Origin of the sequence: Sphingobium sp. AP49, assembly GCF_000281715.2 — a bacterium.
GTDB lineage: Bacteria > Pseudomonadota > Alphaproteobacteria > Sphingomonadales > Sphingomonadaceae > Sphingobium.
In genome coordinates this window covers 734,305-754,923 of record NZ_CP124576.1, presented here as the reverse complement: position 1 = coordinate 754,923, position 20,619 = coordinate 734,305, and the positions used below count along the sequence as shown (strand labels likewise).

General features: G+C 63.8%; 20 protein-coding genes. 13 read left to right on the top strand and 7 right to left on the bottom strand.

Annotation, left to right across the window (positions count from 1 at the left end; translation table 11 throughout):
- The first annotated feature begins 13 nt into the window (after nucleotides 1-13).
- The gene (locus PMI04_RS03650) at nucleotides 14-721 is read left to right on the top strand and encodes a 2OG-Fe(II) oxygenase (RefSeq protein WP_007711307.1); all 708 of its coding nucleotides are present in this window, start codon (nucleotides 14-16) and stop codon (nucleotides 719-721) included.
- 36 nt (nucleotides 722-757) lie between these two features.
- On the opposite strand, the gene PMI04_RS03645 is transcribed toward PMI04_RS03650, so the two are convergent.
- A complete protein-coding gene (locus PMI04_RS03645) occupies nucleotides 758-2,362 on the bottom strand; it encodes a M20/M25/M40 family metallo-hydrolase (protein ID WP_007711311.1) in 1,605 nt (534 codons plus the stop codon).
- A 224-nt stretch (nucleotides 2,363-2,586) separates the two neighbouring features.
- Between PMI04_RS03645 and PMI04_RS03640 the strand changes: the two genes are divergently transcribed.
- The gene (locus PMI04_RS03640) at nucleotides 2,587-5,400 is read left to right on the top strand and encodes a TonB-dependent receptor (RefSeq protein WP_007711327.1); all 2,814 of its coding nucleotides are present in this window, start codon (nucleotides 2,587-2,589) and stop codon (nucleotides 5,398-5,400) included.
- Nucleotides 5,401-5,501: 101 nt separating this feature from the next.
- Nucleotides 5,502-5,909 carry a response regulator gene (locus tag PMI04_RS03635; RefSeq protein WP_007711329.1) on the top strand — a complete coding sequence of 136 codons (408 nt, stop codon included), beginning with the start codon at nucleotides 5,502-5,504 and terminating at the stop codon, nucleotides 5,907-5,909.
- Nucleotides 5,910-5,991: 82 nt separating this feature from the next.
- Here the strand turns inward: PMI04_RS03635 and PMI04_RS03630 are convergent, their stop codons facing one another.
- Both PMI04_RS03630 and dnaN read right to left on the bottom strand, forming a co-directional pair.
- A complete protein-coding gene (locus PMI04_RS03630) occupies nucleotides 5,992-8,583 on the bottom strand; it encodes an EAL domain-containing protein (protein WP_007711331.1) in 2,592 nt (863 codons plus the stop codon).
- Nucleotides 8,584-8,688: 105 nt separating this feature from the next.
- A complete protein-coding gene (gene dnaN, locus PMI04_RS03625) occupies nucleotides 8,689-9,801 on the bottom strand; it encodes a DNA polymerase III subunit beta (RefSeq protein ID WP_007711333.1) in 1,113 nt (370 codons plus the stop codon).
- Between the two features lie 171 nt (nucleotides 9,802-9,972).
- Between dnaN and PMI04_RS03620 the strand changes: the two genes are divergently transcribed.
- The 3 genes from PMI04_RS03620 to PMI04_RS03610 all read left to right on the top strand — a co-directional run bounded on the left by PMI04_RS03620 (nucleotide 9,973) and on the right by PMI04_RS03610 (nucleotide 12,290).
- A complete protein-coding gene (locus PMI04_RS03620) occupies nucleotides 9,973-10,476 on the top strand; it encodes a hypothetical protein (RefSeq protein ID WP_193378306.1) in 504 nt (167 codons plus the stop codon).
- Between the two features lie 48 nt (nucleotides 10,477-10,524).
- Nucleotides 10,525-11,784, top strand: a complete 1,260-nt coding sequence (rlmN, locus tag PMI04_RS03615; protein ID WP_007711338.1) for a 23S rRNA (adenine(2503)-C(2))-methyltransferase RlmN — start codon at nucleotides 10,525-10,527, stop codon at nucleotides 11,782-11,784.
- An 83-nt stretch (nucleotides 11,785-11,867) separates the two neighbouring features.
- On the top strand, nucleotides 11,868-12,290 hold the full coding sequence (locus PMI04_RS03610) for a hypothetical protein (protein ID WP_007711340.1): 423 nt from the start codon (nucleotides 11,868-11,870) through the stop codon (nucleotides 12,288-12,290).
- Between the two features lie 51 nt (nucleotides 12,291-12,341).
- Here the strand turns inward: PMI04_RS03610 and PMI04_RS03605 are convergent, their stop codons facing one another.
- Entirely contained in the window at nucleotides 12,342-12,851 is a 510-nt protein-coding gene (locus PMI04_RS03605) for an outer membrane beta-barrel protein (RefSeq protein ID WP_007711342.1), read from the bottom strand.
- A 303-nt stretch (nucleotides 12,852-13,154) separates the two neighbouring features.
- Here PMI04_RS03605 and PMI04_RS03600 point away from each other — a divergent pair, with 303 nt between their 5' ends.
- The 7 genes from PMI04_RS03600 to PMI04_RS03570 all read left to right on the top strand — a co-directional run bounded on the left by PMI04_RS03600 (nucleotide 13,155) and on the right by PMI04_RS03570 (nucleotide 18,029).
- Entirely contained in the window at nucleotides 13,155-13,886 is a 732-nt protein-coding gene (locus tag PMI04_RS03600) for a cytochrome b/b6 domain-containing protein (protein WP_007711346.1), read from the top strand.
- Nucleotides 13,883-14,629, top strand: a complete 747-nt coding sequence (locus tag PMI04_RS03595; RefSeq protein WP_007711348.1) for a molybdopterin-binding protein — start codon at nucleotides 13,883-13,885, stop codon at nucleotides 14,627-14,629. Before PMI04_RS03600 ends, PMI04_RS03595 begins: the two co-directional genes overlap by 4 nt.
- 32 nt (nucleotides 14,630-14,661) lie before the next feature.
- Nucleotides 14,662-15,903 (top strand): cyclopropane-fatty-acyl-phospholipid synthase family protein, encoded by a 1,242-nt coding sequence (locus PMI04_RS03590; RefSeq protein ID WP_007711352.1) that lies wholly within the window; start codon nucleotides 14,662-14,664, stop codon nucleotides 15,901-15,903.
- Nucleotides 15,904-16,065: 162 nt separating this feature from the next.
- Nucleotides 16,066-16,371, top strand: coding sequence for a hypothetical protein (locus tag PMI04_RS03585; RefSeq protein WP_007711353.1), 306 nt, complete (start codon nucleotides 16,066-16,068; stop codon nucleotides 16,369-16,371).
- A gap of 65 nt (nucleotides 16,372-16,436) precedes the next feature.
- On the top strand, nucleotides 16,437-16,859 hold the full coding sequence (locus PMI04_RS03580) for a DUF350 domain-containing protein (RefSeq protein WP_007711357.1): 423 nt from the start codon (nucleotides 16,437-16,439) through the stop codon (nucleotides 16,857-16,859).
- Nucleotides 16,860-16,887: 28 nt separating this feature from the next.
- Nucleotides 16,888-17,694 carry a serine protease gene (locus tag PMI04_RS03575; protein ID WP_007711358.1) on the top strand — a complete coding sequence of 269 codons (807 nt, stop codon included), beginning with the start codon at nucleotides 16,888-16,890 and terminating at the stop codon, nucleotides 17,692-17,694.
- A 56-nt stretch (nucleotides 17,695-17,750) separates the two neighbouring features.
- Nucleotides 17,751-18,029, top strand: a complete 279-nt coding sequence (locus PMI04_RS03570; protein ID WP_007711361.1) for a DUF3297 family protein — start codon at nucleotides 17,751-17,753, stop codon at nucleotides 18,027-18,029.
- A gap of 36 nt (nucleotides 18,030-18,065) precedes the next feature.
- On the opposite strand, the gene PMI04_RS03565 is transcribed toward PMI04_RS03570, so the two are convergent.
- From PMI04_RS03565 to recF, 3 genes are all read right to left on the bottom strand, one after another.
- Nucleotides 18,066-18,815: a CHAP domain-containing protein gene (locus PMI04_RS03565; RefSeq protein ID WP_007711364.1), complete on the bottom strand. Its 750-nt coding sequence runs from the start codon at nucleotides 18,813-18,815 to the stop codon at nucleotides 18,066-18,068.
- Between the two features lie 78 nt (nucleotides 18,816-18,893).
- Nucleotides 18,894-19,427, bottom strand: coding sequence for a CHAP domain-containing protein (locus tag PMI04_RS03560; RefSeq protein ID WP_007711367.1), 534 nt, complete (start codon nucleotides 19,425-19,427; stop codon nucleotides 18,894-18,896).
- Nucleotides 19,428-19,534: 107 nt separating this feature from the next.
- On the bottom strand, nucleotides 19,535-20,608 hold the full coding sequence (gene recF / locus PMI04_RS03555) for a DNA replication/repair protein RecF (RefSeq protein WP_007711375.1): 1,074 nt from the start codon (nucleotides 20,606-20,608) through the stop codon (nucleotides 19,535-19,537).
- Nucleotides 20,609-20,619: the final 11 nt, after the last annotated feature.

Sequence of the window (20,619 nt, the reverse complement as noted above, 5' to 3'; positions counted from 1 at the left end):
CGCAAGGCACGGGATGACGCCGCGCCCCGCGCCGCCCATGCTGCGCGCCATGGACCTGACCGACCTTGACCTGCATGGCGCCGCGCGCCTGCCTGCTCTGCTTTCCCCGGACCAGTGCGACGCGATCGTCGCGCTATGGGACCAGCCCCATGCCTTCCGCAAGGAGGTGGTGATGGCGCGTCATGGCTATGGCCGGGGGCGCTATCGCTATTTCACTTACCCATTGCCCGAGCCGGTCGCCGCGCTGCGCGAGGCACTCTATCCGTCGCTGGTAGAGGTCGCCAATCGCTGGGCGGCGATGCTGGGGAGCGATGCGCTCTACCCCGCCCGTCACGCCGAATTCCTGAACCAGTGCGCGCTCGGCGGCCAGGACAAGGCGACGCCCTTGCTGCTGCGCTATGAGGCGGGCGACTGGAATGCGCTGCATCAGGATGTCTATGGCGCGACCATCTTCCCGTTGCAGGCGGCGATCCTGCTGTCGGAGCCGGAAGCGGACTTCACCGGCGGCGCCTTCATCCTGACCGAGCAACGCCCGCGCATGCAGTCGCGGCCCGAAATGGTGCCGCTGCGCAAGGGCGATGCCGTGATCTTCCCGGTGCGCGAGCGGCCGGTGATGGGCACGCGCGGCGTCCACCGGGTGCAGATGCGCCATGGCGTCAGCCGGCTCCTGTCCGGCATGCGCCACACGCTGGGCATCATCTTCCACGACGCCCAGAGCTAGGCGAGGCGATCGAGGGATCGCCCCGCCCTTTCTCAATCAATCCAGCGCCGGATCCTCATATTTGAACGGATCGCTGACCGCCGGCTGGGTCGGCAGCGGCATGCGCGGCAGGGTCTTGTCGCTGTTCGCCGCCTGCAGCAGCAGGCCGGCGAGGACGACTGCGCCCTGGCGCATATCCTCCGCCTTCAGATGATCGAAGGTGTCGATGCCGCTGTGATGGACCCGGCTTTCATAGTCGAGCGGATCCTGGATGAACTGGTAGCCCGGCACGCCGATCGCCTGCATATATTCATGGTCGGTGCCGTCGGTCGGCTGCGACACGACATTGCCGGCGCCCATGCTGGCAAAGGGGCTCAGCCATTCGCGCAACAGCGAGACGGCCGCGACATTGCGTTCGGCATAGAGGCCGCGCAGCTTGCCCGAGCCATTGTCGATGTTGAAATAGGCCTTGAGGTCCGCATAGCCGGGCTTGGGCGTGATCGGGAAACGGGTCTTGTAGCGGAAATACATTTCCTCCCGCCCCTGTTCCTCCTTCGGCCCCGGTGCGCGGGTGGCGAGATATTCGTCGACATAGGCCATGGAGCCGAACAGCCCCTGTTCCTCGCCCGACCATAGCGCGAAGCGGATCGTCCGCTTCGGTTTGATCCCGAGTGATTTGAGGATGCGTGCAGCCTCCATGATCATCGCGCTGCCCGCGCCATTGTCCGCCGCGCCATCGCCCGCGACCCAGCTGTCGAGATGTGCGCCGGCCATGACATAGCCGGCCTTGGGATCACTGCCGGGGATATCGGCCAAGATGTTGTAGGCGTTGACGTCGCTGTCATCGAAACGAACGTCGCTGTTGATTTCCAGCACCGGCGCCGGGCCGGTCTTGGCGAGGCGAGCGAGACGGCGATAATCCTCCGCCGCGATCTCGACGCCGGGCAGCGCGGACGTATCGTTGACGCCGAAATCATAGCCCTCACCATGCAGCAGCTTGCCGTCGCGATAGGATTGCCGTGCCCAGCCGACCGCCCCCTCGGCCTTCAGGAAGGCCTCCAGCTTGCGGAGGAAGCCCAGCCGCTTCATCAGCCGCTCCAGCGACGCCGGATCATTCTTGGGCTGCTCGAACCTGTCGAGCTTCTCGATATCCTCGCCCTTCAACCGCTGGAAGGCGGCCTCGCCCGGTTCGTCGCCCGTGCCGGGCAGTGACACCAGCACGATTTTGCCGGCGAGCTTGCCGCGCCAGGCGTCGAAATCGCGCTCCTTCTTCATCGGCGCAACGATGATCGGCGCGCTCAGCACACCATTGGTCGGCGGCGTCCAGGCGATGGGGATGGCGGTCAATTGGATCGGGCGGGGGCTCACCATCTTCACCGATGAGCCGGCGATCCACCAGCCGCGACCGAAGCGGAAGCCCTGCTTGCGGACATTGGACAGGCCCCATTGGCGGAACTGGTCGGCGGTCCAGGTTTCCGCTTGCCGCATCTGCGGCGAGTTGGTCATGCGCCCACCGATATCGTCGGTCAGATGCTGGGCGATCTGCATCACCTGGCTGTGGTTCAGCCCTTCGTCGATGACGCGATTGAGATCGTCGGGCTGCTGCGCGGCGACCGGCGCAGCCAGGCACAGCAAGGGCAGCAGGATGATGGAATGGCGCATATAATCCCCCTTCGTCCGGCCGTCAGACGCGGCCGCGAAAGCCCGTCTATGCCCGACTGACGCGGGACCGCAAGTGAGGTCGATCACACCCCGAAATCATATTTGTTGCACCATGTGACGCACCGTTACACTTTGCGACAAATCTGTCTTGGCCTTGCCAGAATTTTGCGACAAGTGCCGCCTAAACGAGATCCTGTCAGGGTTCAATTTAGGGGTAATATCGCGTGCGCCAGACGACGTCGCTGCTGCTGATTTCATTGATGCTGGGGGCAGCGCCCGGTGCGCTGATGGCGCAAGAGACCGAGAATAAGGGGCCGCCGGCCCAGGTGGATGAAGGCGAGGAGATCATTGTCACCGGCCAGCCGCAGCGCGGCGCGGTCATCGGCGACATCAAGCCCGAACAACAATTGTCGCCGGCCGATGTCCGCGCACTGGGCGTGACGTCGATTTCGGAAATGATCACCGAATTGTCGCCGCAGACCAATGGCACACCGGTCATCCTGTTGAACGGCAAGCGCATTTCCAGCTTCTCGGAAATTTCCGATCTGCCGTCCGAAGCGGTGGCGCGGGTCGACATCCTGCCCGAGCAGGTCGCGCTATCCTATGGCTATGCCCCCACGCAAAAGGTGGTGAACATCGTCCTGCGCCAGCGCTTCCGCGCCGAGACGCTGGACCTGCGCGCCGGCACCACCACCGATGGCGGCCGCGAAAATGGGCAAGGTGAAGTTGGCGTGCTGCGCATCCGGGGCGACAATCGCTTCACCCTGAACGTCAAATATAGTCGCGCCGACAATCTGCTGGAGAACGAACGCGGCATTAACGCCGCTGCCCCCAGCCTGCCCTATTCGCTGGGTGGCAACATCACCGCGCCCGATCGCGGGGCGGAGATCGACCCGGCCCTGTCGGCCGCCGCCGGCCAGACCGTGACCGTCGCCACCGTACCGGCTGGTGCCGCCAGCGGCACGCCCAGCCTCACCGACTTTGTTGCCGGCGCCAACCAGACCAGCATCAGCAACCTCAGCAAATATCGGACGCTAAGCCCGGCGACCGAGAATTTCTCCGCCAATGCGACCCTCGCGCGCGCGTTGGGCGGCGTATCGGCGACGCTCAATGGCCGGCTCGAACTGTCCGACAATGATTCGCTCCAGGGTCTGTCGGCGGTGCCACTCACGCTGGCGGCCGGCAGCCCCTTTTCCCCCTTTGGCGATGATGTCCGCCTCTATCGCTATCTCGAACAGGCCGGCGCGCTGGGGCAGAAGATTCGCGGCACCACCGGTCATGTCGGGCTGACGCTGAACGGCCGGCTGAACGGCAGCTGGCAATGGTCCTTCACCGGTAATGGCGATATTTCCGACACCCGCACCCGCACCGATCGCGGCGTCAATCCGGTCGCGATCCAGTCGGCGCTGGATGCCGGCAATCCGGCGGTCAATCCCTATGGCGATTTCACCGCCGATCTGCTGCAATCGCGCCTGACCGATCGGGCACGGGCGCAGTCGCGCGCAATCGGCGGCGACCTGTTGCTGAGCGGCGCGCTGTTCGAGCTGCCGGCGGGCAAGGTCATGACCTCGATCCGGGTCGGGGCCTCGGCCAATGATTTTGAAAGTTCATCCAGCCGGTCGGGGATCGAGACCGGGTCCAATTATGACCGCCAGATCGAAAGCGGACAGGCCAGCCTGAACATACCGCTGACCAGCCGGTCCAAGGGCGTGCTCGGTGCCGTCGGCGATATCAGCGCCAATGTGAATGCGGCCGCGCAGCATCTGTCGGACTTCGGCACGCTCTCGACCCTGGGCTATGGCCTGCGCTGGCAACCGATCCCGGCGGTACAGTTGCTGGTATCGGCCAATCAGGACAAGGCGGCCCCCACCGGATCGCAGATCAACGACCCGGTGATTTCCACCCCCAACGTGTCGACCTTCGATTATGCGACAGGCCAGACCGTATTCGTGACCCAGTTGTCGGGCGGTAATCCCGACCTGCGGTCCAGCACCCGCGACCAGTTCCGTATCGGTGCGACGATCAAGCCGTTCGAGAAGCCGAACCTGACGCTGACAGCCACCTATCTTAACAGCCGGACCAGCAACCCCATCTCTGCCTTCCCGACGCCGACCCCGGCGATCGAGGCGGCCTTCCCCCAGCGTTTCGTGCGCGACGAGGATGGGCAGCTGCTGATCGTCGACGGCCGGCCGATCAATTATCAGCGCTCGCAAAGCGAACAGCTACGCTGGGGCTTCGACATTTCCTTCACGCTCAAATCGCACATTCAGAAGGTGATCGAGGCGTGGCGCGCGGCCGGCGCCAAGCCGGAGGACCGGCCAAAGGAATTGCAGGACCTGCGCGCAGCTTTCGGCAATCGCGGACCGCAAGGTGGCTCCGAAGGTAATAGGGCGGGCGGCCCGCCGCCCGGCCAGGGCGGCGAAGGCGGCCAGCGCAACACCGACGGCCCAAGCGGGCAGGGTGGCGACGGAGCCCGCGGCCCTGGTGGCGGTGGCTTCGGAGGGCCTGGCGGCCCCGGCGGCGGCTTCCGCGGTCCCGGCGGCGGCCAGGGCGGCGGGCGCCTGACTTTCAGTCTCTATCATACCTGGCACATCACCGAGAGCATCCTGATCGCGCCGGGCGTCCCCGAACTCGACCTACTGAACGGCGATGCCGTCGGCAATTCGGGCGGCCAGCCGCGCCACGAACTGGAAGGACGGATCGGTTATGTGAACAATGGCCTGGGGGCGCGCTTCAGCGTCGATTGGGAAAGCGGCACCCATGTCGATGGGGCGCTGGGCAGCAATTCCCGGCTCGATTTCGGCAGCCTGGCCACCGCGAACCTGCGCCTGTTCGCCAATCTCGGCCAGATGCCTAGCCTGGTGAAGGCCCATCCCTTCCTGCGCGGAGCGCGGGTGTCGATCGGCATCGACAATATCCTCAACACCCGCCGTGACGTGACCGATGCGACCGGGCAAACGCCGATCCGCTACCAGCCGGGCTATCTGGACCCGCTCGGCCGTACCGTGTCGGTCAGCTTCCGCAAGCTGTTCTTCTGATCCGGGACAAGGCCGTGGTTAAACCCTTGTTAGCCACGGCTAAAGTCGGCCGTTTCCCAGCCGTTATGAGGTCCAATGGACCGCTGGGAAGGACCCAAGAGATGAAGCCGATACGGATCGTGGTGGTCGATGATTCGCTCACCATTCGCGCAATGATCGAGACGCTGCTGGAACGCGACCGCCGGGTCGAGGTGGTGGGCATCGCCCGCCATGGCGAAGAGGCGATCACCATGATCCGGCGGGAAAAGCCCGACGTCGTGACGCTGGACGTTGCCATGCCGGGCAGGGATGGCATGATGATCCTCGACGAGATCATGGACCTGGACCCCTGTCCCGTGATCATGCTGTCCAGTTTGATGCGCGAGGGCGCGCCGATTGTCGCCGATGCGATGGATCGGGGCGCCGCTGCCTGTTTCAACAAGGCGATGATCGTGCGTGAAGCGACCCGATTCATCGGCCTGATCAAGGATGTCGCGCGCGGACTGCCGCCAATCGCGATGGCCGCCTGACCCGCATAGAGCGAGACTCAAAAAAAGGGAGAGGCGCAGATCCGCAGCCTCTCCTTTTTTTACCGGCCGACCACGACCATCGTCACGACGCGAGCGAGCGCGGCGCATGCCGTAGCGCTGCAAGATCGATCGCCCCGGCAAATTCCACGCCCATCCTGTCTTCCTTCGACCAGCGGGCGGTCGCATTGACAGTCTGACCCTCGGACAGTTCGATCGCAAACAAGGTGCCTTGGGGAACATTCCACAAGCCTTCGATCATTGCCCCCGTTGCAGAGATATTCCGCACACGACCGGTATAGACATGCCCGTCATGATGGATCGCGACCGTGCGCAACATGGTCTTGCGCTCCGGCCGGCTCGACTGGAAGCCTTCGGGTCGTACGACGGTGCCGTTGATCCGCTGGGCCTCCAGCACCTGAGCGGCAGGCATCGGCCGACCATAGATATAGCCCTGGATATGGCTGCACCCCAGCTGACGGATCAGGTCCAGCTCATCCTGGGTCTCGGCGCCTTCGGCCGTCGTATCCATGCCCAACGCCTCGGCCAGGCTGACGATCGCCCGGATGATCGCACTGTTTCTGCTGCCCTTGATGGCGGCCCCCCGAACGAAGCTCTGATCGATCTTGATCTTGTCGAACGGCGCCTTTTTCAAATAGCCGAGCGAGGAATAGCCCGTGCCGAAATCGTCCAGCGCCAGCCTTACCCCCAATGCCTTGAGGCGCGTGAACATCGCGTCCGTGCCGGCATTGTCGTTCAGAAACACGCTTTCGGTGATTTCCAGCTCCAGCCGTTCGGCAGCCAATTGGGCACCTGCCAACGCCTGCATCACCGTCGTGGGAAAGCCCGGGTTGGCGAATTGCGTCGGCGATACATTGATGGCGACGCGTATTCCTTCCGCCCATTGCGCCGCATCGCGGCAGGCGGTCCGCATCACCCATTCCCCGATCGGGCCGATCAGCCCGCTATCTTCCGCCACGGGCACGAACAGTGACGGCGATATCCCGCCCCGGGTCGGGTGGTCCCAGCGCAACAATGCCTCATAACCGGTTACCCTCTCGGTCCTGGAACATACCACCGGTTGATAGGCCAGATGCAGCCCGTCCGACGCCAAAGCATGGCGCAAGTCCTGCTCCAGTTGGCGGCGATCTTCGGCATCGGCGTGCATGTCGGCCGAATAGAAGCGATACACGCCGCGGCCATCTCCCTTGGCCTTGTAGAGCGCAAGGTCCGCATTGCGGATCAGCGCGTCGGCCGTCACGCCATCGTCCGGGCAGAAGGAGATACCGACCGATACCCCGATCACCACGGCCGTTCCCTCAATCGAATAGGGCTGAGATATGGCGCTGATAATCGCCTGCGCCAACAGGCCCAGCTTGCCGGGATCCTGCCGACCGTGCAGCAATACCTTGAATTCGTCGCCGCCCTGGCGGCCGACCAGTCCCTGATTCCCCACCACGCGCTGCAGCCGCTGGCTGACCTGACGGAGCAGCGCGTCGCCGGCCGGATGGCCAAGCGTATCGTTGACGCTCTTGAACCGGTCGAGATCCAGCATCATCAGCGCGCATTCGCCCTGCTTGCCCCGTGTCCCAACGACGGCCTGTTCCAGCGCCTGCAGCATCTGCACGCGATTGGCGAGGCCCGTCAGGGAATCATATTGCGCCAGCCTGGTCACTTCGGCCTGGCTGCGCCGCATTTCGGTAAGGTCCATGCCGCTGCCGCGAAAGCCATGGAACTGGCCATATTCGTTGAACACGGGCTGGCCGGATATCGACCACCAGCGCTCGTCGCCCGCTACTGCCGCGCGGACGGCGATGTCCGCAAAACCGGTCCGCGCGGACAGATGGAAACCCAGCGTCCTCTCGCCATCACCATGCTGTCGATCGCCCGGCTGTATGATATCGGTGATGGGCTGTCCTGCCAGGCCGCCCGACGCCATGCCCAACTGCTGTTCCAGCGTGTCGGAGATATAGGCAAGGCAGCCTTGACGGTCCGTTTCCCAAAACCAGCCACGTCCGGACTGTTCATATTCCTGCAGCAGCCGATCCGACCGCTGCGCCTTGAGATCCTGCTGGTGCTGACCGATCGCCCTTTCACGATCGGCCGTGGCCTGACGCAATGTGGCGATCGCCATCACGGCAACGCAACTGACCACGAGCCCGCCCTGTATGGTGCTTGCGTCCCCCACCGCCGGGACACACAACGCGCCCAGGAAGTAGCTGAGGCCCAGCAGACGCCGATCACCTACAACGCAAACCGCCAGGAGCGCGATCGCCAGTGATGGCAACAAGGCCGCGCTGCCTTGCCCCAGCCACAGGCTGAAAGCGAACCCGGACAGGAACATCGCGGGCAGGATCAGCCAGTTCTGGATGTGGGGACGCAGGGTTCGAAACGCAGCACCGCGCGGAACGATGATCAGCAATCCATCGATCACGACCACGGCTGCCAGCATCAGCCCCTGATCGGAGCCACCAGTCGAAAAAGGCTGCATCCCCAAAAGGGCAGCGACGCATAATTTCGCCAGCAACAGCAGCGGCCATAATGCCGCGACATGGGCGAAGGTCGCCGATATCCAGGTCGCTGAAACTTCGGTACCGCTCTCCGCCAGCCCCAGAGAGACCATCAGATTCGCAGGATGCCCCTGCGGATCGGACAAGGTAGAACGTACAAGAGCCATCAGGCCCCTCTAGCGAGCAAATCTTGAAAAGCGATTACCCCGGCCGGCCGGGCTCTACACGCATTTTCCGCCCAGCGGCACGGGCACGCCCGCACCGCCTTGCATCTACACGCGCATCGGCATCAGCACATAGAGCGCCGGGCTGCGGTCATTTTCACGGATCAGCGTCGGTGCCGCCGCGTCAGCCAGGTGCAATTCGACCAGGTCGCTGTCAATCTGACCCAATATGTCGAGCAGGTATCGCGCATTGAAACCGATGTCGAAGCCCTCGCCCTGGAAGGCACCGGGTACTTCTTCGGCCGCCGTGCCATTTTCGGGGCTGGTGACAGACAGGGTGATCTTGTCGGTATCCAGGCTCATCTTGACGGCGCGGGTCTTTTCGGTGGCGATGGTCGCGACGCGGTCCACACCTTCCTCAAAGCTGCGTGGATCGATCTTGAGCAGCTTGTCGTTGGCGGTTGGGATGACGCGGCTATAATCGGGGAAGGTGCCGTCGATCAGCTTGCTGGTCAGGATCGCGCTGCCCAGGCCAAAGCGGATCTTGCTGGCCGACAGGCTGATCTGCACCGACCCCTCGACCTCATCGAGCAGCTTGCGCAATTCTGCGATGCACTTGCGGGGAATGATGATGCCCGGCATGCCATCGGCGCCGTCGGGACGCGGCACGGTAACGCGCGCCAGACGGTGGCCGTCGGTCGCCGCCGCCTTGAGCACCGGCGAGCCTTCGTCCGAGACGTGGAAATAGATGCCGTTCAGATAATAGCGCGTCTCTTCGGTCGAGATCGCGAAGCGGGTCTTGTCGATGATCTGCTTGAGCGTCTCGGCCGGCAGCTCGAAGCTGGTCGGCAGGTCGCCCTCGGCGATCACCGGGAAGTCGTCGCGCGGCAGGGTCGACAAGTTGAAGCGGGCGCGACCGGCCTGGATCAGCATCTTGCCATCGGCCGCCTGCAGCGACACCTGGCTGCCCTCGGGCAGTTTGCGAGCGATGTCGAACAGGGTGTGGGCGGAAATGGTGGTGGCGCCGGCCTGTTCGACCTGGGCCGACACGCTTTCCACGACCTGCAGGTCGAGATCGGTCGCCATCAGCTTGATCGCACCATCCGCCGATGCCTCGATCAGCACGTTCGACAGGATCGGAATCGTGTTCCTGCGCTCCACCACCGACTGGACGTGGCTCAGGCTCTTGAGGAGCGTTGCGCGTTCGATGGTGGCCTTCATGTCCCTGTTCTGTCCGTTCTTTTTGCGTCGATGGCGAGGATTCGGTCGAATCCCGGCGGCAATGATGGATGGTCCTTCATAACCGCTATGTCGGCGGCGGCAAGCATCTCGACGCGGTTTCGAAACGAAGCCGGGCTTGCAAAAGGCGATGGCTTGCGCTTTGCCCGGCTCATGCGTTGCCTGCCTGCTTTTCTAATCCCTGCCCTCGCCCTCGCCAGCCCTGTTCTGGCGCGCGATTCGCTCGGCATTTTTGAAAGTTGGGGTGCCTTTCGCGATCCTGCCCCCGGCCAGAACGGGCCGCGCTGCTACGCCATCGCGATGCCGACGCAACGCCGCGCGGGCGACGCGGCAAAGGGTTTCGCGGCCGTTGGCACATGGCCGCGCCAGCATGTCCGGGGCCAGGTCCATTTTCGCCTCAGCCGACCGCGTGCCGCCAATGCGCGGGTCTCGCTCAGCGTTGGCGACCGACGTTTCGCGCTGGTCGCGGGGCAGGCCGACGCCTGGGCTGCCAATCCACAGGATGATGCGGCGATCATCGCCGCGATGCGCTCCGCCAGCAGCATGAGCGTGCAATCGACATCGGCAAAGGGCGGCGCTTTTGCCGACAGCTATGCGCTGCGCGGCGCGGCCACGGCGATCGACGCGGCGGCGCTGGGTTGCGCGCGTTTACGCTGATTCCAACGCCACTTTAAAAATCCGGCAAAATCGCCTATGTGCGCGGCCATGCACTCCGCCGCCAACCCCATCATGCCGATTCCCGGCCTCATCGACCCTGTGCCCGTGCCCCGCGCGGTGACGCCCCGTGAGGACGGGCGCGTTGACATGCTGGGCCTGACCCGTGCCCAGATGAAGGGCGCGCTGGAAGAAGCCGGACTCGACCAGAAGGCCGCCAAGCTGCGCTCCAAGCAGCTGTTCCATTGGCTCTATCATCGCGGCGAAACTGATTTCGAGAAGATGACCGACCTCGCCAAGCCGATGCGGCTGTGGATGGCGGAACGTTTCATCGTCGGCCGCCCGCAGGTGGTGGAGGCCCAGGTGTCGAACGACGGCACCCGCAAATGGCTGCTCCGCTCCGACGATGGCCAGGATTATGAGATGGTCTTCATCCCCGATGCGGACCGCGGCACCTTGTGCGTGTCGAGCCAGGTCGGCTGCACGCTCAATTGCAGCTTCTGCCACACCGGCACGATGCGACTGGTGCGCAACCTGACGCCCGGCGAAATCGTCGGCCAGGTCATGCTGGCACGCGATGCTCTGGGCGAATGGCCCAAGGGCAGCATGGCAAGTGCCAATGACGATGAGACGGACGACGATTCGCAATATACGGCGGATGGCCGCATGCTCACCAACATCGTGATGATGGGCATGGGCGAGCCGCTCTATAATTTCGACCATGTGCGCGATGCGCTCAAGCTGGTGATGGACGGCGATGGCCTGGCCCTGTCGAAGCGGCGCATCACCCTGTCGACCAGCGGCGTCGTGCCGATGATGGCACGCGCAGCCGAGGAAATCGGCGTGAACCTGGCCGTCTCGCTCCATGCCGTGACCAAGGAAGTGCGCGACGAACTGGTACCGCTCAACCGCAAATATGGCATCGAGGAGCTGCTGCAGGCCTGCGCCGATTATCCCAAGGCGAACAATGCCCGCCGCATCACCTTTGAATATGTGATGATCAAGGACAAGAATGACAGCGATGCCGACGCGCATGAGCTGGTCCGCCTGATCCGTAAGTACAAGCTGCCGGCCAAGGTCAATCTGATCCCGTTCAACCCCTGGCCGGGCACCGACTATGAATGCTCGAGTCCCGAACGGATTCGCGCGTTCAGCACGATCGTGTTCGAGGGCGGCATTTCCGCGCCAGTGCGCACGCCACGCGGCCGCGACATCATGGCCGCCTGTGGCCAGCTCAAGTCGGCGAGCGAAAAGAAGAGCAAGGCGGAAATGAAGCGCCTGGCCGAAGAGAAGCAAGCCGCGCTCGGATAATCTGGGGACGCACATCTGCGCGCATGCCGCGCAACGACAAGCCCCGCCCTCACCGGCGGGGCTTTTCTTTTGGGGGAATGACAATGACCGATGACGAGATCGACGCGCTGGGCAATGCCTTCTGTACCTGCACCCTGCCCAAGGAACGCTGGACCCATGGCGCCCATTTCGCGACCGCGCTGTGGCTGATCCTGCGCCGGCCTGATGTTGACGCCGAAATTGACATGCCTGGCATGATAGGCCGGTACAATGAAAGCGTCGGCGGCGTGAACAGCGACACCAGCGGCTATCATGAGACCATCACCCAGGCATCATTGCACATGGCGCGGCATTTGCTGGCGCAATTGCCGGCCGACACAACGCCGGCTGAAGCCTATGCCGCATTGATGGCATCGCCGCTGGGCGACAAGGACTGGCTCTTCACCTACTGGTCGCGCGAGACGCTGATGAGCCCGGCCGCGCGGCGGGCTTGGGTCGCACCCGACCTGACGCCGCTACCGCAATAAAAAAGGGCGGCCCGAACGGACCGCCCTTTCCCATATTCCGATCTGAAGGGATCAGAAACGGAAACCGATGCCGACAACGCCGGCGTCGCGGCCACCGAAATTATCTTCATATTCGGTGCGCTGATATTCAGCCGAGATGTAGGTGTTCGGGGTCACCGAATATTCCAGGCCACCGCCGAAACGGACGCCTTCCAGCGAGGTGTGCGCGCCGGCGGCTTCGATGCGGCTCGACGCATAGCCGACCTTGCCGAACGCCAGGACCTGCGGGGTCACGACATAGCCGAGACGGACCGAAGCGGCGATGTCGCGGCTGGCGTCGAAGCCCTGGCCGTCGACGGTCGAGTCACCGAAGGAGACTTCCGGGCCGAAGGTGACGCGGTTGGCAACAGCCAGATCATAGCCGGCGGTCACGCCATAGCTGAAACCGTCTTCGCCCTGCGCCTTGTCAAAGCCCATGGTGACGCCAGCGCGCGGACCGGTGAACGGCGCAGCATCCTGAGCGAAAGCGGGAGCGGAAACAGCAGCGGCAGCAGCAATCGCTGCGAAAATCACAGTCTTCATAAAGTCCTCGATATTTATTATGACGCTACGACTTAATTGTTCATCTAGCGTTCAGGTTTGATGCTAGGAAAATATGAAATATAGTCACACTTCCTCCTGCTTATTCTTCTCCATCACTTCGGAGAAGAATTACCCCCTCTGCATCATGAGAGCGCAGTTGCCATCTAGGATCGCAAAACTCACTTGCAAAGGGGCATGATATTTATTTCAATCAATTTCAGGGCTTGTGTTGCAAAAGTGTGACAACGCGCCTGTTGCGCGGGTTCCGTTGGACATTTGCGCCCGAGACAATAGGCTTCGCCCATGGACAGCGCGCGCACCAGCGACACCGACCCCAGGTTGGACAGGATCAGACGCCATCGCTGGCCGACCCGGCTATGGCACTGGCTGAACGCGCTGCTGCTCTACATCCTCTTCACCAGCGGGCTGGGCATCTTCAATGCTCACCCCCGCCTCTATTGGGGCCAATATGGCGCCAATTTCGACCATGCCTGGTTGGTGCTGGACCGTTTCCCCGGCTGGATCACCCTGCCCGGCCTCTACAATCTGGCCCTGTCGCGCCACTGGCATCTTACCGCGGCGCCGATCTTCGCCTTCGCCCTGCTCTTCTACATGCTCTGGAGCCTGGTCGGCGGGCATATCGCGCGCGACCTCGCCTTTCGCCGGGGTGAATTGGCGCCCCATCATGTCTGGCAGGATATCCAGGATCATGCCCGGCTACGCTTTCCGACCGGCACGGCGGCGCTGCGTTACAATGTGCTGCAAAAGGCGAGCTATATCGCCGTCATCTTCGTCGCCCTGCCGCTGATGATCCTGACCGGCCTTACCATGTCGCCCGGCATGAACGCCGCCTGGCCCTGGCTGGTCGATCTGTTCGGTGGGCGCCAGTCGGCCCGGTCGATCCATTTCCTGGCCGCCTTCGGGCTGGCCACCTTTTTCCTGGTCCATATCCTCATGGTGCTGCTGGCCGGGCCGGTGAACGAGATCCGGTCGATGATCACGGGTTATTATCGCCTGCCGAAGGCCCGGCCATGATCCTGACCCGCCGCACCCTGCTGCTGGGCGCGACCGCGACGCTGGCGGGATGCGACCGGATCGCGCAACAGCCGATCGCCCGCGACCTCCTCTTTTCCGCCGATCATTTCCACTTATGGGCGCAGCGCACGATCATGGCGCGCGACGCACTGGCGCAGGAATTCCGTCCCGACCAGATCTCCCCTCTTTTCCGCGCCAACGGCACTGCCAACCCCAACACCCCCGCCTACAAGGCACTGTGGCGCAACGGCTTTGCCGACTGGCGGCTGCGCGTCGACGGACTGGTCACCCGACCCCTGTCACTTTCGCTGTCGCAGTTGCATGGCCTGCCCCATCGCGAGCAGATCACCCGCCATGATTGTGTCGAGGGTTGGAGCGCGATCGGCAAATGGCGCGGCGTACCGCTGAAGCTGCTGCTCGACGGCGCGGGCCTGCGCGATCGCGCCCGCTATATCGTCTTCCACTGCGCCGACGACATGGGTGGCGGCACGGCCTATTATGAGAGCATCGACCTGATCGATGCCTTCCATCCCCAGACCATCCTGGCCTTTGCCCTCAACGACCGCCCCTTGAGCGTCGCCAATGGCGCGCCATTGCGGCTGCGCGTGGAGCGACAACTGGGCTACAAGCAGGCCAAATATCTGATGCGGATCGAGGCGGTCGACAGCCTGTCAGACATCGGTCGCGGCAAGGGCGGTTTTTGGGAAGACCGCGCCAATTATGATTGGTATGCAGGCATTTGACGGCCGCGTAACGAGAAGGACCACCCTACTCCATGAAGATTTTCGACCGCGTTCTCCGACGTCTTGTAGCCAAGGGTCAATTGACCGTTTTTTATGCCGATGGCCGCAGCATCACGGTCGGCACGCCTGACCCGGACTATCCGACCCTGGCCCTGCGCTTCCACGACAAGCGCGTCCCCTTCGACATCGTCAAGGATCCGCGCCTGGGCATGGCCGAGGCCTATATCGACGGTCGCGTGTCGATCGAGGGCGGTGGCATCATGGAATTCGTGTCCATGATCCGTCGCAACAATGCCTGGGAAAATGGCAAGTCGATCGACGCCAAGGGGCCAGTGCAGCGCGCCCTGAAATCGGTGCGCCGCAAGCTGTGGAAAGCCAATCATCGCAGTCGGTCCAAGGCCAATGTGGCCCATCATTACGATCTGTCGGGCGCGCTCTATGCCCTCTTCCTCGACCGCGACCGGCAATATAGCTGCGCCTATTTCCCCGATGCGGAGAATGAGGCCGGGATCAGCCTGGAACAGGCACAGGAGGACAAGAAGGCACATATCGCCGCCAAGCTGTATCTCAAGCCTGGCATGAAGGTGCTCGACATCGGCTGCGGCTGGGGTGGCATGGCGCTGTACCTGCACAAGCATTTCGGCGTCGATGTTACCGGCATCACCCTGTCGGAAGAACAGCTCAAGGTCGCGCGCCAGCGGGCGATCGACGCGGGTGTCGCCGACCATGTCCGGTTCGAGCTGATCGACTATCGCGATATCGAAGGACCGTTCGACCGGATCGTGTCGGTCGGCATGTTCGAGCATGTCGGCACCGCCGACTATCGCGTCTTCTATAACAAATGCCGCGACCTGCTAACCCAGGATGGCGTGATGCTGATCCACACCATCGGCCGTGTCGACGGCCCCGGCATCACCGACCTGTTCACCACCAAATATATCTTCCCCGGGGGCTATATCCCGGCGCTGTCGGAAATGGTGGCGGGCAGCGAAGGCACGCGGCTGATGATCACCGACGTCGAGGTATTGCGCATCCATTACGGCCTGACCATCCGCGACTGGTACAAGCGCACCATGGCGCACAAGGCGGAGATCGTCGCGCTGTATGACGAACGCTTCTTCCGCCTGTGGACCTTCTACCTGGCGGGCGCAGCTACCGTTTTTGAACATGGGTCGATGGTGAATTTCCAGGTTCAATATGTGCGCGATCGTCGCGCCCTGCCAATCACCCGCAACTATATGATCGAGACCGAGACGGCACTGCGTGGGCGCTGACGCGCCGCCATCCACCGATCATCCGAGGCAAAAATGCGACCGTCCGGGCGGGCTGAACACAGCCTGTCAGCCCTGTTCCCGGACGGTTCAGCGACTTGGCCCCATTCTCCTCCCATGTCCCCGCGCTGCCCAGGCAGCCGGGCCGGACAGAGGAGAAGCAAGATGAAATTCCTATGGAAAAGCGCCGCGATGCTGGGCCTGGCCATGGCCGGCATTGCCGCCACCAGCGCGCCTGCCCAAGCGCAATATTATCGCGGCGACGGCTGGCGCGGCGACCGCGACGGCCGCGCAGACCGGCGTCACTGGGATAATCGCCGTTGGGACGACCGGCGCGACTGGCGCGGCGACCGCCGTTATCATGACGGCCGGCGCGGTTATTATCGCTCTTCCTATCGCCAACGCTGCTGGAACGAATGGCGCTACGATCATTATCGCGACCGCCGGGTCCGCGTCCGCATCTGTCGTTGATCCGAACAGCCGTCCAAGCCGTCCCCAATTGAACTTGGGGACGGCTTGCGGCATTTCATGTGACCATGACCGATCCCGCTCCCGTCATCCAGAGCCTGTTGTCGGGCCTGCCGATCCTGCTGCTGCACCTCGCCAGTGCAACCCTGGTCTGGGCCGCAGCGATGGCGCTCTACATGTGGATAACGCCGCATGACGAATTCGCCCTGATCCGCAGCGGCAACGAGGCCGCAGCCATCTCGCTGGGCGGTGCAGCCGTCGGGCTTGCCATGCCATTGGCCTTCTGCCTCGCCGGATCGGTCAATGTCTGGGACATATTGATCTGGGGCAGCGTGACGCTGGTGCTACAGCTTATCGCTTTCCGTCTGGTCGATTTCCTGCTCGGGTCGCTGTCCGGCCGGATCGAGGCGAATGAACGATCCGCCGCCATCTTCCTGGCCATGATGAAGGCGGCAGTGGCCTGCCTGACCGCTGCGTCGGTGGCGGGCTAAGCGCATGGCACGCAGGGGCTGCGGCTGCATGCCCTGGCTTTTGGGCCTGATCCTGCTGCTTGCCTGGTTGGGCGAGATGCAAGGACCGCCGCTGCAAGTGGAGCAGTTCGACCCGCGATCGCCACGCCGGCCACTGCCGCAAGGCAGCGCCGAGCAATATGTGATCGAGGATCGCCCCGGCGGCCCCGCCGATTCGATGGGCACCGCCTTTGCCGTCGACAGGCAGGGCGCATGGCTGACCGCCGAACATGTGACCAGCGGTTGCACCCGCGTCGGGCTGGAACAGCGTGGTCGCGCCCTGGAAGTGCCGCGTATATTGGAGAGCCGGGAGGCCGATGCTGCGATCATTCCACGCGGCCCGGCGAGCCCCGCCGCCCTGCCCTTGCGCGCGGGGGCACCCGCTCCGGGATCGACCGGCTATCATATGGGCTTTCCGGCGGGCGAACCTACCCTTGTCCTGTCCGAACTGATCGGCCGCAGCGAAGCGCGACGCGGCAGCAGCGGTATTGACCAGCCGGTCCTGGTCTGGGCCGAGCGCGGCCGGGTACCGGAAGGCGATGGCACCTTGTCCGGGATCAGCGGCGGGCCAGTCTTTTCCACCGACGGTCGCGTGGTCGGCATCAACAGCGCATCGACCGATCGGCGTGGTCGCATCCTGACCGTCACCCCCGATGCCATGATGCGCCTGACCGCCGCCAGCCGCGCGGTCGGCGACCAGCCCATCGCCTATCCCTTTGCCGGACTAACCGATGCGCAGAACCGCTTCGTCACCTGGTTGGACCTGGGTATCATCCGCCGCATTTACTGCGACGCCGGACGTCCGGGCGGCGGTTGACGCCCATGGTCAGGAGATAGTAGGCGCTGCGCAGCATTTTCAGGGAAATTGAGATCATGAGCGACACGCCCCCCGACCATCTGTCCACCAACCCGCGCAGCCCCTTCTTCGACATGGAGGTACTGCAGCGCGGTATCGGCATTCGCTTCAAGGGACGCGAGCGCAAGGATGTAGAGGAATATTCGATTTCCGAAGGTTGGATTCGCGTCGCCGCCGGCAAGACCCGTGACCGTCACGGCAACCCGCTGACCATCAAGCTGTCGGGCGAGGTCGAGGCCTGGTTCGAGAATCCGGCAGAAGGCGCCGAGGGCGAAAAGGCCGCCGACACCGAATAAGCGGTAAAGACCGGTCCCTGCCTGATCTGGGGCCGGTCAGTTCATCACCGCCTCGCGCTTCACATCGGCGATGATGTCGCCCAGCGAGCGGTCCGCCGGCATCGCGTCGGCATATTCCACGACAAAGGGATCGGCTTCGATCCGCGGTGCCTTGTGGCGGGCCGGGGCAGGTTTGACTTGTGCCGGAACCGACGCAGATGCACGCGCCTGGCGCATGGCAGGTTTGGCCGCGATCGGCGTCGTCATGCGGGGTGGCCCCACATCATCCCAGGCATCCGCATCGACGCTGGCGAAACGCACGGTGCTGCCGAGCGCCGGGTCGGGCGTGAAGGGATGGAGCTTGGCCTTGGTCGGATAGATGAAACCGAAGGTCGGGTTGGTACGCGCGCCCATCTGCCCCGTAGGACTATGCCAGATGCGCACCTGGCTCCAGTCGCCGGCATCAGAGACATCGACCGCCAGCACATCCTCCTCGATCGCACCGGGCGTCGACCAGTTGGCATGACGGATCAGCACGCGCCGATCATCCAATATCCTGCTGACCACGGCGACATGGCCGAGCACCATTGCCCCCACTGGCCGGAAGGCAAGCACCGCCCCCTTCTTCGGCTTGTGGCCGCGCTTATAATGATCCTGCGCCTGATCCCACCAGGTGAGCGCATCGCCATAGATGTCCACGCCCGAAACGATGCGGGCATAAGGCACGCACTGCAGCGCCGTGGCTCCTAGAACAGGCGCAGCCGTCAAGCTGGACAGCAGCGCCACCCAGCGGACAAATCGAAACATTTATGCGACCTCAAACACCGAGAATCGCCCCACCGGGATCGACCCTAGAGCTCCATCCGTAAGGAAGAGGTTAACAGCTTAGAAAGCACCTCGGGCGCTGTCCGCACCAGCCGTCGCGCGGTCGGCCAGGGCGATCTGGACCGGCTGATCGATACCCGGCTTGCCGGCATAAATGAAGCCGTTAGCGGGGTTGGAACGCAGGCCGACATTGCCGAGCGGGCCATACCAGACGCGTACGTCGGTCCAGTCATTGTTCGGCGACACATCGATCGCGCGGACATTACGCTCGACACCGCCACGATAGGACCAGTTGGCATGGGTCAGCAGCACTTCGCGCTCACTGACGACCTTGCTGACCATGGCGACATGGCCGACCGGCATGGCACGGCTCGCCGCAAACGACAGAACGGCACCAACGCGCGGCTCATGGCCGCGATCATATTGACCGGCCGCCTGGTTCCACCAGGTATTGGCATTGCCGAAAAGCTGGATACCGGAGACTTCGCGCGCGAAGGGCGCGCATTGCAGGACACCTGCGGTGGCCGGAACGGCAGAGAAGGCACCGAGCGCAAGCATGGCGGCTGCGAACAGCGCGCGAAAACCACCGATCATTCCTTGCGACCCCCGACTTGTAGGTAGGTATAATCCCCGATGACCTCCTTAGGGCAGACGCCGTTCGTCTTGAAAACCGCCGAGCGATGAGTCGTTGCTGCGATGCGTCATGCTGCGGAACGAAAAACATGCCCGGCCGTTACATGGAGCCGGGTTGCACCGTTCAACTCGTTGAAAAGGCTGTCTTCCGTGCCGGTCATCCAGACTTGGCCGCCGGTTCCGCGCAATCGATCGAACAGCGCAGCGCGTCGCGACGGGTCGAGATGCGCCGCCACTTCGTCGAGCAACAGCACAGGCGGCTGGCCACGATCCGTCGAGACCAGGGCCGCATGCGCCAGCAGGATCGAGAGCAGCAACGCCTTTTGCTCGCCAGTCGAACAGAGTGCGGCGGCCTGATTCTTGGCAATGTGGATAACGTCGAGATCGTGGCGATGCGGCCCCGACAGGGTGCGACCGGCAGCCGAATCTCGACGCCGCTCGCGGGCGAGCCGCTGGCTGAGCGGTTCGCCGCTCGCACCATCCTCCTGCGCGATCCGAATGAGCGGCCGGGCGAAAGGCTCGTCGGGCTGGTCGATCAGTTGCGTGTTGAGGCGCGCGACCAGATCAGCACGAGCGGCGGCGAGTATCGTGCCATGCTCGTCCATCTGTGCCTCCAGCGCGCCGATCCAGGCCGGGTCCGCCCGGCGAAGATCGGTGAGCAGCCGGTTGCGCGCGCGCATCGCAGCTTCATAGCGGGCACTGTGCGCGGCATGGCCGGGATGCAGCGCCAGCGTCAGCCGATCGAGGAAGCGGCGGCGACCGCCGGGGCTGTCCAGGAACAGCCGGTCCATCGCCGGCGTCAGCCAGACGATCGCAAGATGATCGGCCAGCGCATTGGCGGACGAGGGGACACCGCCGATCCGCACCTGCCGCCGGTCGGGCGCATCCGCGCTGATGCCGGTGCCCAGCACCACGCCATCCACCTCCGCCGCGATGCCGAAGCTGCCACCCCCATCCTGCCGCGCCATCGCGCGCAGCGCTGCGCCGCGCAGGCCCCGGCCGGGTGCCAGCATCGATAGCGCTTCCAATATGTTGGTCTTGCCCGCGCCATTGTCGCCGGTCAGCAGCACGAACGGCTGATCGGGCACGATCAGCGCGTCCGCATGGTTGCGGAAATCACTCAGGGTGAGGCGGCCGATCATCGCGCCGCCTT